An 18,546-nucleotide genomic window follows, 5' to 3' on the forward strand; every position below is an offset into this window, starting at 1 on the left:
TTTTTATTGCAAACCAGTTATGAGCGGTGCGTTTCGTCTCTCAATCCTAGGTGTCGTCAGTATCGAGGTATATCCTTTAGAACTGCCAACTATAGACCACATCTACTGCATTTTCTGCCGCTGACGTGGCTTCAATATAGATACGGCGTGTCAGCTGATAGCGAATAGAGAGGCTGTTTTGCGCGTTAAAAACGCCCACGCCATAGCGGATATATAAGTCAGGACTCACGTAACCTGTGACATTGACATTGGTATCTTCGCTACCCCCTGAGGCATCCACCGTCAAACTCTGAAAGCCAAAAGCTTGTCCGATTTGATTGGTTAGATTGCGCGTGCCACTCAGACCAAAGCTCAGTCCAGCTGCCGCTAAGTTGTTGGTGACCTGCGACTTAAAGCCCTGCTCACTAATTTGTGTGGCGCTTCTGTTATTGATTCGCCCTGTAACTAGCGCATTCATGGCTTGCTGTTGAGTCAGGCCTGCATTATTAAAGACCGTGATATTCGGATTTTCGGTACTGCCTTTGACACGCACGCCTACGGTTTTGCCATCGATCGTTTTAACCGCTTCAATACTCAAGTTAGGCTTCATGACATCGCCGTTGAAGCGTACTTGCCCGTAGTTAAGCTCTAGATTCTGACCAAAGGCGTTGATATTGGTGCGACGTGATACCTGTACCACCCCTTTCGCCCGCATGACACCCGTTCCATTTTGAGTAACATTAATCGCTCCTGCTAACGGAATCACTGCCCCAAAACCACGGAAGTTTATGTTGTCACCCAAGTCGACACCAATGTCTGCATTGATGGACCAAGGTTTTGAGACCGCCAATACCTCATCAATATTACCAATCAGACGACGATCAAGCACGACTGCATCTTCAGTTTGCGTGATAATATCTTCACTGGCTTCTGGTGGACGAATGGTTGCTGAAGGCACACTCACTGCGCCTTTGATACTGACGTAACGGTCAGTTGGACGTATGATGATATCGATATCAGGATTAATCTCCGCGACTAATAATGGCGGCTGCGTGATCACCAAGCGCTCACCAACCACGCTAAGCTTGGCCTGTAACTTTTGTTGCCAGTTCACGGTGCCTTTTAGTGTGCCTGTACCTGTGCCACTGTCAAAGCTTCCATCAATGGTCGCCTGTGTACCGCGAATTTTAGCTTCCGTATTCACATTGGTTAAATTCACTGGTAGATCAAGCATCGCGATACGACCATCAACGAGCTTCACATTCCCATAGAACTGCGGCTTGTCTAATGTCCCGCCCAGACCACCTGCCATGGTGACATTACCTTCTAGCACTCGCATACCTGGGAAGAAAGGCTTAAATATCGCTAGATTAAGCTCATTTAGCACCAACGCACCTGAAATTGGCTTCGGGGTCTTATAAGGATCAACGACCACTTCAGCATAACCACGAGCACCGCGACCCGTATTGATGTCTGTACGCAGCTTGATACCCTCAGGAACTGACATAGCAATGAGTGACACACGCTTATACGGCAAGGTCACAGGCGCGCTATCCCCATCTTGGATCAAACCAATTTTGCCATTATCCGAGTATAACGTCATATTGATGGTTGGTGGACGTCCCGCTTGCCAGCCCACAATAGCTTTACCATTAATTTTGCCGTGCCAATCGATGTCTTTGGGTAAAAAAACTGAGAACAATGACGTATCTAGATTTTGCACAGCAATATTGATATCGCCTTTATCTGGTGACGCGATTAAGTTTTCGCGTAAGCATAGTTTGCCAGACTGGTCAGTTGCCTGCCAACAATGTGCCGCCAGCTGTACCTTTAAGTCACTATTATTGCCATTTTGGTTATTAGGTAGATTTACAATCAACTGCGCAGGCTGCAGCTGCTTTAAGGTCGCGTACTGGGACTCAATACGGCCCTTACCAATCACACCCGACCAAATAAGCTGGTCTCGGTTGAAACCGCCTTTCAGCCTTGCGCTAATATCGAGCTGCTCATTGGCAACATTAAGATCGACCACATGTGCCTGCTCAGTACCATTAAAGACGGCTTTCACACTTTCAAAACTTTGTCCTGCTGCGTCTAGGCCTTCAGCGGTGACGATGAGCTGACTTGGACTGTTTGCCAAATTGACCAGTTTGCCGCGCACACGGCCCTGTCGCAAAATAAAACCTGGCAACGCAATACGCTCACCGACCAAATCGATATAAATGGTTGGTAATGCCTGTCCTGCTGGTTGCTTTAAGGTCGCGCCGCCCGTTACTTTACCCGCCAGTTTGTCTGAGAGTTGATCCAGACTGGTGATATTGATTTTGGTTTGTAATTGTCTGGCATTGCCATTGGCTGTTATGTAATTATCACCCCAACGTAGCACGAGATTGTCAGCGTTCAAACTGTCGATTAAGGCATTCACTTGCTTATACTGCGCCTGCGCATCTTGCGTTTGGAGACGTTTAAAGTAGCTTGCCAGATCTTTTGGCAAACGCAGTTTCGCCGCCAAACTGCCTTTCGCGCTAAGCGGTTGACCTTTTAACATACCACTTAGGTTAATCTGCTCAATATTAATAACTTGCTGCGAGTCAGTCCAGCGTCCATCCGTACTAATGGTACCAGTGATAAGGCTTGGCGTATCTTTTAGGAAATATCCTACGTTAAAACGATCCATCACGGCATTGATATCCCAAGCAATGCCTTGGCTCACATCAACTGTTCCTTTGGCATTAATACTGCCCGCCGCGCCTATATGACTAAAACGGTTGATACGAAACAGCTGAGCGTCACCACTGGCATCAATAATTAACTCACCTGCTGGTAGTTGTTCCGCATCTAACACCCCATCGAAGTTGACCGAGAAACGTTGCAGTTTGCCTGCCGTATTGGTACTGTCTTTGGGCGGCGTTTGCCACTCACCGCTGGTCTGTAGGTCACCTGTGATAATCGCTGAGTTATTGGGTAAAAAATAACCCAAATTAAACGTCTCAAAGCGACCATCGACACGCCAACCGATGTTTTTACGCAAATCGATGACACCCTTCGCACTCACTGCGCCAGCCTCACCGTTATAATTGAATTTACGAATACTGATAAGCTTTGGCGTACCAGCGGCATCGATCGAAAGCTGTCCTTTTGGCACCTCCGCTGTATCAATCTGACCATCGAAACGCGCGTCAAACACAGACAGCTCACCACCAATCATGTTGACGCTGGCATCACCGCTACCAGTAATACCGATCGTGCGGCTATCTTGCGTGTCATCAAGTTGCGCCTGCAAATCCGTTTCACTCAAAGTAACAATATGGCGCTGACCGCTCACCCCATTCTTGGTAATGTTTAACAAACGACCACGAGCGCTGACGCTTCCCGTTAAACGCTCAAGCGGTAAGTCACTGCGATATTGTTTGGGAAGTAAGCCATCGGTACGAGCGTCAATTTGCCAAGTCAGCGGCCGCTGTTTATTCGCCAGTTGAATCTGCCCAGTTCCCGTTAAGTCCCCGACGATTCCTTCGTAATCTAGGCGATTAATATCGATGGTGTCACCGTTTTTACGCACGCGTACATCGTAATTACCTTTGGGTGCCGCGTTAAGCTCATTGATAACCGCATTGGCATCGACAGATAGCCGTGAACCACGAACGATAACCTCCGCTTGTCCGCGCGGACTGTCAATATCGCCAACATTCGGCACATTTTGGCGGACGAGGTTTTGCCATCTCGCATCAATGTACCAAGGTGCCACCTGCGTAGATTTCGCTGATGTTTTACCACGGACAATATTGGCATTAACCTGTTCGCCATCACGTTGACGTAAGGCTGCATCCATCTCTATATTACCAGCGCTGTTTTGCTGCTGATAATGGACAGACAGTCTGCCATTGAGTTTTTGCGGGGCGTACGCTTTAAAATCCGTGTACTGATCAGGAATAGCGCGGCGAATATCAAAATTGCTACCAGTCGCTCGTACCTTTGCATCAAAGCTATTTTTCCAGTCTAAAATCCCCTGCAGTATCAAGTTTCCAGCGGGAACCTCTGCCTCTAAACGATCGACGCGTAACTGACTGTTTGCAATGACGCCGCGACCTTGATAATGACCGGATGGAATATCCTTGGCGGTCAGTTCGGTGTTGATACGCAGACGTATCTCAGAGATCACCCCTGCTGCCGTCGCAGTACCGTTTTTTAGATGGATATTTTGACTGTCGGCATAAGGAATCAAAATATCATCCCATTGCAATTTGGCCTGAAACGGCGAGTCATCACTCAACCCTTGCACGACGAACTCACCGCTGACATCGCTGTCATTGTAGCGACTACGCACTTTACCGACTGTGCGTTTTAAGGTTCCTGTTGCGGTGATATTTAGCGGGTCAATGTAGGCTTTTTCTAGCGCACTGACCTTGGCAATTGCGCTCAAGTCCAGCGGATAATCACCTTGTAAATCAATCTCGCCTTGTAAAGCATTGATTTTGACGATATCAGCATACTGTAAATCGCCACGACCCACCGTTACTGTACTACCGACCCACGTCAAATCACGAGCAGCAATATCATGGACAACAATCGCCTCTTTAGTCACTTGCTTATAAATAATTTTTTTAATCTTAGCCTGGTCAAAACGCAGGTTGACTGGCAATTGCAAGGTTCTATAATCGTACGGCTCACCCGTTGGTGGCTTGGTATTGAGGATTTCAATGGTTTGTATGTCAGCATCACGCAAATGTACTTCTTTGGCAAAGATGGCGCGCCAGCCTACTTTGACATAGGCCTTATCAACCAATATTTCAAGATCTTCGGTCGCCTTAATATCAATGTCGGTAACCCAAATACCATCACGTAAGTTACCGCGGCCATATTTAAACTCAATACCCGTCTCAGCACTGATTTTCTCTAATATAAATTTGGTACCGGACTCTGTACCCATCGCATAGAAGAACACGGCAAACATAATCGCCAGTACGATTGTGACCAGTACCAGCAGCTTGAGTAAAAACGACAAAGGATACCAACGTCTGACTGCACGAGCGTCGCGCTGTGCTGGATCTTCATCTGGTGCGTTATTAGGCGGGGTATTTTTTGTCAGCATGACACTCAACTACGTTAAAGAATGATGACCAGCAATCGGCACGATAGATAATAAACAAAACAAACTACACGACTGAATTAAAGAACTACAAAGGCGAACCTATAAAGAAATGTAGTCTAACGGGAATACTGTCTTCTGTCACACCAGCGGCCACATCGACTCGCACGACACCGACAGGCGATGCCCAGCGAATACCAACGCCAACGCCAACTTTTGTTTCAGTTTCGAAATCTTTGTCGTAAGCATTGCCCACATCAGTGAAGAATGCCCCGCGAAAGCCCGGTCTAAATTCGTAGTTGTACTCGGCACTACCAACGGCGAGGATCTGCCCACCAGTGAGATACCCTTTATCTAGTGGTGATAAGCTTTCATAGTCATAACCGCGGATACTTTGGTCCCCGCCTGCAAAGAAACGCAACTTGTAAGGCACGTCATAAAAATCATCGGCCCAAATGTAACCTGCATTCACACTGCCCAATACTTGATGTTTTTTGTCATCACCAAAGCTATAAATACCACTCACACCCGCGCGAACGATTGCCAAGTCGGTATCGCTAAGAGCCTTATCGGCACCGGCTTCAACAGCATAGTACTGACGTATGCCGCGAGTGGGGTTAGTCGCACTATCTACATCGGTTTTATTTATACCGTAACCAAACAGCAGCGCTTGCTGCTTGGGCTTGGAGGAGGTAAAGCGTATAGGCAAATCATCTAACTCCGTCTCATCGACACCCGTTTCCAGCTCATCCAAACGATAACGTACAGAGTAGCTGCGATTCCAACCACTTTCACGGCGTATATTACGTGCCAAGGCTGCTTTTAAGGTACTGGTAGACAAATCAAAGTTGCCTTCGCCTTGATCGATCACTTCTTCTTCATAGGTCAGACGCCCTTCTAATGTATCATTAAGCGGATGCTTCCAAGGACGACTGGCGTAGACGGTGACGTTTTTAGTAATTCTTGAGACTTCGGTTTCTGCCCCTGCTTGATAACCTTGACGATTGAGCAGATTATAATCTATCTTCGCAGTGGCTCGTACACCCGTATCTGTACCATAACCAAGACCAACTTGGGCATCACGTGGCTTACTGGACGATACAAAGACATACAGCGGTACTTTTTTACTTTCTGCTACTTCTTGCGGCGTTTTACGTCCTGCCAGCGTTGGTGGTACAAAGTTTTCATCAGCAAGGATACTTTCTTCGTCGGGGAATATTTTTTGAGCGATGTTACTGATTGAGTCGCTAATTTTGCCTAAAAGGTTATCCGCCTCTTGGTCTTTTTCATCCAATACCCGATCATTTGGCAAGTTGCTTAAGCGTTCTGCCTTTTGTCTAATGGCTTGCAGTTTATCAAGCGTTTCTTCATCAGCTTCAAACTCGATAGCGGCAATATCGGCGGCATTGACTGTTTCTGTGTTATTGGTATCCAGACTGCTTTCACCTTCTGCGTTAACCTCGTCATTATTGGTATTGCCACTCGCACCGTCTTGTCTGCTGCTCAGACGATCATCGATTGCTGCTAAGCTTTCGTCCTCGTTACTGCCAGTCGTGTCTGTCACGCCAGCGTTATTGATATCATCATCTAGCTCGTTGTTGCTCATGGCAGGGGCGTTATCAAAATCCAATGTACTGGCTTCACTGCGCTCATCTGGCGGTAATATCGACTCAACGTTGACCGTATTAAAGTAACGCGTCGCGGACAAATCATTGCTAAACTTGGTAACAGCGGGGCGATAAAAAGGATCGCCTGGCTCAAAGTCAAATAACTGCTGTAGTAGCGATAGTTCAACGGGCAGCTTATCAGGGTCTTGAGTCAGTGTGTTTGTTTCTTCGTCATAAGTAAAGAAGACAACCTCATCAAATTCATAGCGATCGCCGGTGTTATAGACCAAAGAGACATCCGCTGTGTTGTCTGGCAAGATAATATCAACGGATTTGTTGAGCCAATATTCATCGAAATAACCGTACGTGTTACTCAGTGACTCAAGCGCGGCTTTACTGTTTTTGTAGACACGGTGATTAAAAATATCGCCTTCTTGTGGCGGTAACGTTTCTTCCAACGTGATAAATTCTTCTTGCTCACTGCCTTCACCGCGAATGTCAACAATACGGCTATCCACACGGACAGGCTCGCCCAGCTCTTCAATAATGACGTCAATCGTGTCCCGATTAGGCTGGCGTAGACGTAACGTCACATCATAATAACCAACGGCTTTGGCAGCATCTAATGCGGTTTCACGTAACCGCGGCAAAGCAGCCGTAAAGTCAACGACCGATTGAACCGTCGTATCATCAAGGGCGGCTTTAATGTTCTTCATGGGCTGAACGTCATTATCTGCCTTGATTATATTTGGCTGACCACTGGCCGTCCCTGCAGACGCTTCTTGCTGTAAATAAACCGTGGTTTCTACGTGCGGCAGCGCCATCGCACCACCATTAAACAAGCGGTTATAGAGGCGTTTGACGATATTACTACTATTACGAGCCAATGGTTTCGGCTTACTCGCTTGTTCGAGGCTTTGATTGACGGCCTGAGTTTCGGTTTGATAATCGGGCAAGTAGTCATCAGGATTGATAACGTCTGACGGCGTATCATCCTCAGTACGGGCATTCGCTACCATCTCACCACTGTTGTCACCTGCGTCATCCACACGGCCACTACTGACAGCGTCGCTCACGTTAATCGGACGCGACATAATCTCAGCAGTTTCGGCGTCTGTCTCATTCCTACCTAAGGTATCAAGATTGCTAGGAGCGGGCAGATTGGTAGCGTCTAGCTCCACATCCAAGCCAATTGGCGGCGTCGCATCATTCAGCGTCGCGATCGGCGTATCAAAATCGCTAACGTTATGGACGTTACCGATGTTATTGATATCTTGAGCATTCTGTAGATCCATGGCAGCCAGCTCACGATCAATCTGCTCGGGCGTCATCATCTGATAGCCCTGCTGCTGAACCGCTGCCGCTTGTTGTGACAAATCCTCATTGATACGACTAGAAAAATTCAGCTGACCACTATTTATATCTTCGCTGGTATCAAACTCATCTTTGGCATTTGCTTGAGATAGCGCTATGGTCTGAGATGGCGTGTCTGATTTTTTAATCCCTAAGCTTTGTTCACTATAGTCATCCAATACTGATTGCTCAATAATGCCTTGCTCTACTGCTTTTTTTAGGTGGAGTGCGTCCAACGCCCTATCAAGCTGGGTATCATCATCCATAAGCGAGATTGGTGGGTTAGCTACTATTTGATTAGGCGCTACCTGATTTGTCATAGATTGATCAGGAGTATTGCCACTGTTTGTGGTATCAGCCAACGCCGCGGGGGCAATGCCAAAACCTACTAAGCTTGTGGCTAAAGCCGTAAAAAGCGCTGAGCGGGTAAAATGAGTGCGCGGGGCGGTCGTACGAGTGTGGCTTTCACTCTGTACACTAATAGTATTGCGCTGCTTAACCGATACGTTGCTCGCTAGAGTTGAAGGCTGGTTTTTCATGTTGATGTCCTATCACCTCACGCGGCACAATACATGGGCGATAGCTATCGCCAAGTCTTACCGGTGAATAAACTTATAGCAGTTGACTGAAATTATGGGTTGTGACTTTATGGGGCGTAACGTTGCTTGGATAAGGGCATCTATAGCACAGATTTTCGCGCTCTATTTAGAGGTGCACAGACTGCCAGACTTGAGTGATAGCACCCTTCGCCACCGCACAGACCTTATGACGCAACCACTTAAAATTTACAAATCATAACTTAGTTAATTATGAAATCATAGCATCGGCCGCATGTATTTTTACCTAAGCCTTGCTATTATACGGCTTAACAGTGATAAAACCTACGTTATATTTCGATAAGTTTTTGATACTGTTGATAATTCACTTTACCTTAACAGCCGTACTAGGCGCTCTTCTTTACGCTACCAGCCGCCACTCATCTGTAGGAATTTTCATGGCCAACCAGTTTCAGTTATTTAAGCACCGCCGTTTTAGTGCCATGTTTTTTACCCAGTTTTTGGGTGCGTTTAATGACAACGTTTTTAAGCAAGCACTCATTTTGGTGTTGACTTACACTGCTGCCAGTCAGCTGGGTATGGAAGTCAGCATTTTAAACAACTTAGCTGCGATGTTGTTCATATTGCCCTATTTTTTGTTTTCGGCATTAGCAGGTCAAATTGCTGATAAGTTTGAAAAATCGAAGCTAACGCAGTTTATCAAGTTGCTTGAACTGGTCATTATGGCGATCGCCGCGGTTGGCTTCGTCTTTGAATGGTATGGACTACTATTTGTAGCACTGTTTTTAATGGGTACGCACTCGACCTTTTTTGGTCCAATAAAATATGCTTACTTGCCGCAAGCCATGAAAGAAAACGAGCTGGTCGGAGCGAATGGTTTGTTTCAAATGGGCACCTCCCTCGCCATCCTCCTCGGGATGATCATCGCGGGTGTTTTAACCCAGTTGTCGCAATCACTATATTGGATCAGTGCGACTGTGTTGCTAATCGCGGTTTTGGGCTATTTAGCGGCGCGTTATATTCCTATGATGCCAGCGGTGCAGCCTCACCTAAAAATCAACTGGAATATCATCACCACCAGTCTCACTACCATACGCTACTTGTACTCTCTGCCTTTTTTATTCTTTGTCATCCTTGGCAATAGCTGGTTTTGGTTTTATGGTGCGACGTTTTTGACGCAAACGCCTGAATTTAGCAAGGTCATCTTACATGGTGATGAGTCAGTGGTTATTTTTCTACTGACTTTATTTTCTGTTGGCGTATCAATTGGCTCTTTGTTGTGTAAATCATTGACCAAAAACCAAGTCAGCTTACGTCTACTACCTTTTGGTATTGCAGGATTGAGCATCTTTGCGATTGATTTGTATTTTTCCCTATCAGGTCTCAATATTGACGTGAGTAACGCCACACTACTCGGTGTCGGTGAGCTGTTTGCGATGAATAGTAGCTGGCGTGTTTTTGCTGACTTGTTCTTTTTGGGATTTAGTGGCGGTTTGTACATTGTGCCTTTGTATGCCTCTATGCAGGCGTATGCGCCTAGGAGCCATCGCGCCCGTATCGTTGGTGCCAATAACATTTTCAATGCGATATTTATGGTCACCTCAGCGATTTTTGCCATTGTTGTACTAAATACGTTAGGGTTAACCCTACCACAGCTATTTTTAGTCACAGGCGTGCTCAATCTCGCCTTTGGCGCTTTTTTATATACCAAGCTCCATAAACATGTTAAAAATGCCGTTATGCAAACGCATGACGACATCGTTCCATAGTTTAAATAGCTAAAAGTGCGCCATTGAGCCACGAATATTGGTGCTGATAATTTAGATTATTTGCTATAGTAATGTGTATGAGACAATGACAATAGTTGCTTTGCAGTAGTCTCTATCCTTATTTTATTAAGCGTACTCAACCCCATCAGGAGTGAATTATGGCCCTGCGTCCTTTATCCAAAATCGACCAATTGTTGCTTGGGGTCGATAAGGCATTACGAGCTGTCGTGCCACATTCAAACCCCAGCACTCGCCCCCTTCCCGTGACTAGTGACGAGATTCCTGAGCTTACCATCACGCAGGCACGTCATGTCGCAGGTTTGATGCGGATCAATCACACTGGCGAAGTATGTGCGCAAGGCCTCTATCATGGGCAGGCATTTGCTGCCAAGGACAATGGCGTTAAGCAAGCCATGCAACAGTCCGCCGAAGAAGAAGTCGATCATTTGGTGTGGTGTGAGACGCGTTTAGATGAGCTTGGCAGCCACGCCAGTGTCTTTACGCCTTTATGGTATGGCATGTCTTTTGGCCTGGGTGCGGTAGCGGGTGCTATCTCTAATGAGTTTAGTTTGGGGTTCGTCGCAGAGACAGAAGCACAGGTCAGCGAGCATTTGCAAGATCACATCAAACAGCTACCTGAACACGATCAACGCTCAAAAGAAATACTGGCGCAAATGGACATTGAAGAGTTGCATCATCGTGAGCTGGCACTTGCAAGTGGCGGTGCCGCATTGTCACCACCTGTCCGTCAGACCATGCGCTGGATGGCCAACCGCATGAAGGCCACCGCTTACCATTTATAATGGCTGATTTTGCAGTAGTGAGTTTTGTCGTCGCCATTATGGTAGCTGTGTTACTCATACTGTTGAGACTCATAACTTTGCTTAAGGTTTCCTATTAACAATCCTACTACTGATGGCATTAAGCTTAATTTGCTAGGGTATTAAAAATTTGTACGATTTTGCACCATAGACATCACCGCATTACCCGTCAATTACTAAATAACGATTAAATAAGGTAACGATTTTTATGAAAGCCACTACCCAATTGATACGCTCTAGCAGCTTGTCTACTAAGACGCCTAAGCTGGCAACTCTGACAGCACTTACGACAGCGTGTGCCATGCTACTATCAACGCCTGTCAATGCTGCTGAAGTTGATACTACAGCGACAGCTGTCCCGAGTGCCATAGACTCAAGCAAGCGGGTGATTCGTCTGGCTAAACCTAACACTGCTGTTAGTACGGGACAAACAAACACGCCAGCAATGTCACAATCAAATTCACAAGCTAATGCCGCAAGCGCCAACCCTCAACAAAGCACTGCACCACAAAGTAGTGGTCAGCCGACCCGTGCCTCTATGAGTACAGCGCAGCCACAGGCAGTCGCACCCACTGCCGCGACCCCTGAATTGACAGGGACGACTCGTGTCTATGAACCCGGTCCAATGACGGCGGCTGGCATTGATTTGCGCAGCGGACAGCTTACAAATATCCCAACGCCGCAAGTGCAACTGTCAGACGTGAGCTTTGTGCCAACGGTACTGATCCCGCAGCAAAAAGGACTTGGCACCGATAAGCTGGATGTGAGCCTTCTTGATGACTTCATCAAAGATGTGTCCCCTAATGCCCGCCACTATCCACCAAACTTCCCTAACCGCTCTCAGCGGCACTACACACGTGAAAAAATCAAAGTGTTGGCGGAGTGGATTGAACCTTATGCGCAGTCGCCAAACGCCTCTTATGACGTGTTACTTCGTGCCGCCAAGCTGAATGGCATGGGACGTAACCTAGATTTGGGTTCAGACTATACGGTACGTGGCGGAAAGTATGTTGACCGCGCCATCAAAATTCAACCCGATAGTGCTGAAGCCAACTTTTTATATGGCATGATGTTGTCAGAAGGCGGCGGCTTTAAAGAAGGCCAAAAGTACTTAGATCGTGCGGTATCTCTAGGCTACACAGAAGCCGAACAAAGCTTGGCTCAGTCAGATTTGTTAAGTGATCGTCGCGATAACGCACTAGAGCGCCTGCGTCGCCTTGAAGAAAAAAATCCGAACAATGACACTATTCGTCAGCAAATCAAACTCATCGAAGAGGGTAAATTCTATATTTGGGATATCCCCGCTCCTAACATCAACGTCAAACCCACTGTCTAATGCTTACTTATTAATAATAGTGAGTGGTAGATAGCTCAAACGTAAAGGTGAGCGCCGTCGTTTTATGTTGATCACATTTCAATATAAAAAGGCGGCGCTTTTTTGCGTCTGCGACAAGACGGTTAAAAGCTGCTGGGTAACAACGCTTCGTCGACTCAGTTAAATAACATAGTCTACTATTAAAAGTTACGCTACACTCATTCTTGTCCTTGCTCATTTAATGACTCATACCATCATGACTACCGTTTACTGGACTGACCTATGACCTTCGCTAGCTCTATCAAACATGTGGTAATGCACACTGATCAAAAAACCCCGTCTATCCTTTTAGTCGCGTTGATAGTAGCGACAGCGTTACTGACTGCGTGTAGTACCGTCTCAGTAAATAAACAGGCTTCTGCGAAGACCATTAGTGCCCAGCGCGGCAACATCGTCACAGAAAATAAGCTTAGCAGCGATACAGCGTCAGCACTGCTATCAGCAGGCCTCAATGAGCAAGCCTGTATGCAGCAATTTGACTTATGCCTAACCCAGCTCACGGACAGTATGCTGAATAAACACTATCGACCTGCACTCGCGATTTTTGCAGAATTGCATTATGCAAAAGCCCGCCAGCTTGCTGACTCGGAAAACTGCCGCAATGCGCTTGCCCGTCCCCCAATTGACCCTTATTACGCCAATGCGCCACTGAGTGACAGCGCGGCTAAAACGCAGCAAGAAAACACCAGTCGTTGCTTAACCAATTATCAAGAACGGTTGTTTGATGCTGTCAAATCTAGCTATACGTATTTGTTCTATGACAGCTTGGACCATGATTTTGAGGGGGCTGACCAGCACCATAGCGACTCTCACGCGCAAAACCGCATCCCAACCGATAACGATATTCAAACCCAAGATGTTTATAATGCCGCCAGCAATGACATTATTACCCAGCTTTATAGATCAACCAACGGATCAAATAAATTAATGGGTGGCACAAAAGTAGAGTATCTACCCACCACAGCCGCCAGCATTGACGATAATGATCAAGCGGCTATTGCCAATCGTTCACCGCAAAAAGGCCAGCCGACCGACCAAGTCAAAGTCATGAAGGTACAAGTCGACGATTATGACCTCGGTATTTATTTGCCAAACGAAAACAACTACCTGCAAAATGCACGTAAGCAAACCTCTGCGTTGGCAGATTTGGTATCGACTTACGAGCTGCGTCTCTCTGGGCTTAACTCTATCAGTAAACGCCCAGGGCTAGGTCTCAGTTTGGTCGCCTCATTAGACGACCGCTACACCACCACCATCCGCCAGTTATTGATATCGTCATTGTCAGGTCGATTAAACAGTGAAAAAAACAACGCCAGCACAGATGAGAACAAGCCAAGCTCACGCATCTACCCTACTGGGCACTTGCTATTGACTGGTCTTATTCAACCAAGCGGCGCTAGTGTGCTGGATGTCCTGAGCAGTCGTCAACTCGATATCCATCTGTATAACCCCTATCAAAGCGAAAGTGTGCGCATCCTAAATAATGACTACCCACTAGCCGCTAACTTTTCTGCAGGTTACGGTTTATGGCTGTCAGAGAACCAGCTAGATGGCGTGGGCTATTTGAATTTAATCACGCGCCAGCCAGAGGAAAGGCTGCCCAAATTGTTTATGCTTGAACCCTATGACCCCAATAAGCGTGTCATTATTATGCTGCATGGCTTGGCCTCTAGTCCCGCAACTTGGGTCAATTTGACCAACGATATTCTTAATGATGATAAATTGCGGGAGAACTATCAAGTCTGGCAAATATTTTATCCAACCAATTTACCTATTTTAGAAAACCGTTATCAAATTCAACGCTTGATTAACAGCACTTACCAGCAAACTGACCCCAACGGACAAAACCGCGCTAGCAAAAACAGTGTGATTGTCAGTCACAGTATGGGCGCTATTATTGCTCGTATGATGCTGTCCGATGACAACTTGGTCGAGGACTTCGATAAGCTCGATGATCAACCCCTATTTTCTAGTAGTGAAAAACGTAGGATTCGGAACGCGCTCAAAGAAACGTTTGCCGAAGAACAGCTAAAAGAGCGTTTCGAATTAAAAGCGCTACCGCAAGTAGATACAGCTGTCTTTTTGTCTGCCCCTTTTCGTGGCACTGACTATGCAGACCGCTGGTTCACACGCGCACTGCGCCGCATTGTGTACTTGCCAGTCGGCTTGGTTAAGACGGTCACTGATAACTTAGCAACGATTGCCACACAAGGCGATTTGGCGCAAAACCCATTGGGGGCGCTATACTTACAAAATGGCGCCAGCCAACTAAGCGACAAGTCTTCTTTTATACAGTTGACGAAAGACATCACCATCAATGAGCGCATTACCTATCATTCGATTATCGCCAATAATGATGCTGATATCACTAAAGGACTGGCTCAACTACAGCCTAGTGGTGCAAAAATTGACTTATCGCAAGCCACAGAAGAAGATAAAAAAGAGACTACCAATACAAGCGACACCTTAGATACACAAAAAATTCCCGCTGAACCCCTGATCGCTGCTGTGACGGTTGATGAGAATATTAGCCAAGCGCTGACGGAACGGTTATCAGATGGTATCGTCCCTTATACTAGCGCCCATCTTGACGGAGCCGCCTCTGAGACGGTTATTAACGGTGGTCACAGCATTCAAACCAATCCACAAACGATTTTGACCTTACGTCGAATTTTACATCAGCAATTACAGGAGTAAGGTGCGCTTGGGTCACATACTAATTGGGTTACACACTAAAAAGGGGAAAAAGCGGGCTGATCGGCTCACTAAGTAAAAGCCGTTACTAAAACGGTTCACCAGCGACGCTTAGCCGTTACGTTGTAATCCCGTTAAAGCACTCCAATACCCATTGAATAAAAGGTCGGTTTTCCCTACTATTAATTCAAGCTTCTGAGGGGCTTTTAGCCTATTTAAGTCACGACCAGATATGTGACTGAGCCGTTGAGCGGCTTGCGTGCGTATCAAGGGAGGCGCATAATACGCTTATAGTAATGACAATAATATATTAATTTATAAGGATATAAGTTATTCAATCCAGCTAAACAGTCGTTAGCGTAGCCGCACTTTATCTCCAATGTCGCTGGCTATTTAACACTAAGCTATTGTCCGTAACGATGGTCTCTTGCCTTTGTGGGTCATTACGGACAGTTCATTAAGCGTTTTATGGAAGCCAGCGCTATTCAGCTAACAGATAAGGGTAACCGTTTATGTTCGCTACGTTTATGATTGACCAGCTTGATGCGCTGATGCTAGCGCGTATCCAATTCGCTTTTGTGATCTCATTTCATATTGTCTTTCCCGCTTTTTCTATCGGTCTTGCCAGTTGGCTCACGGTGCTTGAATTCCGTTGGTTAAGAACGGGTAAGCCTATTTACGCTGAAGTTTATAAGCAGTGGGTAAAAATATTTGCCGTGGTGTTCGGCTTGGGCGTAGTATCGGGCGTGGTCATGTCTTACCAGTTCGGTACCAACTGGGCCGTCTTCTCTGATAAAGCAGGTAACGTCCTAGGCCCACTACTGGCTTATGAAGTATTAACCGCCTTTTTCTTAGAAGCGTCGTTCTTAGGTATCATGCTGTTTGGTTGGGGACGGGTCAGCAAACGCATGCATTTTGCCTCAACAGCCATTGTCGCCATTGGCACGCTGATTTCAGGTTTTTGGATTTTATCAGCCAACAGTTTTATGCAAACGCCGCAAGGCTTTATGATAGGCGCAGACGGGCTGCTCTATCCCACCAATTGGCTTGAGATTATCTTCAACCCTTCCTTCCCTTACCGCTATGCTCATATGATGACAGCAGCGTTCTTGACCACCGCTTTTGTCATTGGTGGCATCGGTGCGTATTACATTCAGTCTAAAAAACATACCGAGCACCGGCAGCATGGCCGGGTGATGCTAGGCATGGCGATGATCATGGCCATATTTGTAGCGCCTGCTCAAGTGTTAATTGGCGATGAGCATGGTCTAAACACCTTAGAGCATCAACCAGCTAAAGTGGCAGCGATGGAAGGCATTTGGGAGGATGAACGCGGTGCTGCGCTACGCTTATTCGCGATCCCTGACCAAGAAAACCAAACCAATAAATACGAAGTTAGCATTCCCTACGTGTCCGGATTGATCTTAACCCATTCACTAGATGGCGAGGTAAAAGGTCTTAAAAATTGGGCACCCGAGGATCAACCCCCAGTTATTATTGTCTTTTGGGCGTTCCGTATTATGGTTGGTATCGGTATGTTGATGGTACTGGTAGGTTTATTCAGTCTCTATAAGTATTTCAAAAAACAACAGTTTAATCCTGACAGTGTCTGGTTTCACCGCGCGTGGATGATGATGACACCGCTTGGGTTTATCGCGTTATTGGCGGGCTGGTTTGTGACTGAGACAGGACGGCAGCCCTATACCGTCTATGGTGTGATTCGTACCGCTGAAAGTATGTCACCGCTCGCCGCACAGCAAGTTGCCACGACGCTCATCGGCTTTATTGTATTGTATATTTTCGTGTTTGGGGCTGGCAGCTTTTATATTTTGCGCCTCATCGCACAAGGACCTAAGCCTTACGAAGATCCGGATGAAGATCATTATTACGATCATACAGTGACAGAAAGTCAGGGACGCGCACTCAGTGGTGATAGTAGCCCGGGAGAAAGTACAAAAAAAGATATAGACACTCCTGCTAATGATGTTGATGATGGAGGGTTACGCTAATGTTTAACTACGGTGATGTATTAGACTTACCTTTGATTTGGGGCGGCCTTATCGCCCTCTCTGTCTTTATTTATGTACTACTTGACGGCTTTGATTTGGGCTGTGGTATTTTATTTCCGTTTGCAGGTTCAGATAAAAACCGTAGCCGGATGATGAACTCTATTGCCCCGTTTTGGGATGGTAACGAGACTTGGTTGGTACTTGGCGGCGGCGGTCTGTTCGCAGCCTTCCCAGTCGCTTATGGCATTATTATGACGGGCCTCTACTTACCCGTGACCGCTATGCTGTTCGGTCTTATCATGCGTGGCGTGGCGTTTGAGTTCCGTTTTAAAGCCTCTTCACGTCGACATGTATGGGACACTTTCTTTTTTGTGGGTTCAGTCATTGCTGCTTTTTCCCAAGGTATTATGCTTGGGGCACTAGTCCAAGGACTCGAGGCGAGCAACCGTCTTTACACTGGCGGACCATTTGATTGGTTGTCACCTTTCCCCATTGTCTGCGGCTTTGCCTTGATCATTGGTTACGCGTTACTTGGCTCTACGTGGCTCATCATAAAAACCGAACACACTTTACAAGTTTGGGCACGCAAAGTCTCAGGCTGGATGTTACTGGCTTTAGTAGTGGCAATGATCATCGTCACAGGATTTATGTATTTCTCAGACATCAATGCACTCGAAGATTGGTTTAGCTTCCCGAGTCTGTTGTATCTTGCGCCTATGCCCATTATCGTTGTGCTGCTGTTTTTCTTGATGCGTAAAGACTTAAAAACAGAGCGTGAGTATCGCCCTTTCTTATTGACTGTTGCGTTGTTTTTGATGGGTTATATCGGCGTTTGTTTTGCTATGTTCCCTTATATTGTACCGTATCAAATGACGATTTATGAGGCAGCTGCTGCGGATACTTCCCTGTCCTTTATGTTAATTGGCGCCGGTATTATGCTACCGATTATTTTGAGTTATACCGCTTTTGCCTACTATACGTTCAAAGGTAAATCTGATCACAAACCCATGTATTAATCGCTCATAGCGGCACAACGGATCAGCCAAAAAGTGGCTACCATGCTTCATTTAAGGTAGTCACAATACGTAAGCCAATCAGGAGGTTTTCATGAAGAAGCTTAGTAAAAAACAATCACAGTGGTTGTGGTTTATTGGCTTGTATGTGGCAGGATTTTTGGTGGTTTTTACGATTGCGCAGTTAATCAAACTCGCCATGGGTGTTTAGTGCCCACCTCTCGTCTCATATAAAAAAAGCAGCGTTGAATAATCAACGCTGCTTTTTTTATATGAGGCT

General features: G+C 46.3%; 9 protein-coding genes. 7 read left to right on the forward strand and 2 right to left on the reverse strand.

Annotated features, from left to right (window positions below; translation table 11 throughout):
• Positions 1-76 precede the first annotated feature (76 nt).
• Together JFC06_RS07230 and JFC06_RS07235 are read right to left on the reverse strand one after the other, a co-directional pair.
• On the reverse strand, positions 77-5,071 hold the full coding sequence (locus tag JFC06_RS07230) for a translocation/assembly module TamB domain-containing protein (RefSeq protein ID WP_198334505.1): 4,995 nt from the start codon (positions 5,069-5,071) through the stop codon (positions 77-79).
• Positions 5,072-5,156: 85 nt separating this feature from the next.
• Positions 5,157-8,567, reverse strand: coding sequence for an autotransporter assembly complex protein TamA (locus JFC06_RS07235; RefSeq protein ID WP_198334506.1), 3,411 nt, complete (start codon positions 8,565-8,567; stop codon positions 5,157-5,159).
• A gap of 455 nt (positions 8,568-9,022) precedes the next feature.
• Here JFC06_RS07235 and JFC06_RS07240 point away from each other — a divergent pair, with 455 nt between their 5' ends.
• The 7 genes from JFC06_RS07240 to JFC06_RS12465 all read left to right on the forward strand — a co-directional run bounded on the left by JFC06_RS07240 (position 9,023) and on the right by JFC06_RS12465 (position 18,477).
• Positions 9,023-10,354, forward strand: coding sequence for an MFS transporter (locus JFC06_RS07240; protein WP_198334507.1), 1,332 nt, complete (start codon positions 9,023-9,025; stop codon positions 10,352-10,354).
• 164 nt (positions 10,355-10,518) lie between these two features.
• Positions 10,519-11,157, forward strand: coding sequence for a 2-polyprenyl-3-methyl-6-methoxy-1,4-benzoquinone monooxygenase (gene coq7, locus JFC06_RS07245; protein WP_198334545.1), 639 nt, complete (start codon positions 10,519-10,521; stop codon positions 11,155-11,157).
• A gap of 226 nt (positions 11,158-11,383) precedes the next feature.
• Complete coding sequence (locus JFC06_RS07250; RefSeq protein WP_198334508.1) at positions 11,384-12,511, forward strand: tetratricopeptide repeat protein; 1,128 nt, start codon at positions 11,384-11,386, stop codon at positions 12,509-12,511.
• A 261-nt stretch (positions 12,512-12,772) separates the two neighbouring features.
• Complete coding sequence (locus tag JFC06_RS07255; protein WP_227670121.1) at positions 12,773-15,247, forward strand: esterase/lipase family protein; 2,475 nt, start codon at positions 12,773-12,775, stop codon at positions 15,245-15,247.
• 509 nt (positions 15,248-15,756) lie between these two features.
• The gene (locus JFC06_RS07260; protein WP_193005782.1) at positions 15,757-17,253 is read left to right on the forward strand and encodes a cytochrome ubiquinol oxidase subunit I; all 1,497 of its coding nucleotides are present in this window, start codon (positions 15,757-15,759) and stop codon (positions 17,251-17,253) included.
• The gene (gene cydB, locus JFC06_RS07265; RefSeq protein ID WP_198334509.1) at positions 17,253-18,269 is read left to right on the forward strand and encodes a cytochrome d ubiquinol oxidase subunit II; all 1,017 of its coding nucleotides are present in this window, start codon (positions 17,253-17,255) and stop codon (positions 18,267-18,269) included. Before JFC06_RS07260 ends, cydB begins: the two co-directional genes overlap by 1 nt.
• 91 nt (positions 18,270-18,360) lie before the next feature.
• Positions 18,361-18,477, forward strand: coding sequence for a DUF2474 domain-containing protein (locus tag JFC06_RS12465; protein WP_404672111.1), 117 nt, complete (start codon positions 18,361-18,363; stop codon positions 18,475-18,477).
• Positions 18,478-18,546 lie beyond the last annotated feature (69 nt).

Origin of the sequence: Psychrobacter namhaensis (assembly GCF_016107545.1) — a bacterium.
GTDB lineage: Bacteria > Pseudomonadota > Gammaproteobacteria > Pseudomonadales > Moraxellaceae > Psychrobacter > Psychrobacter namhaensis.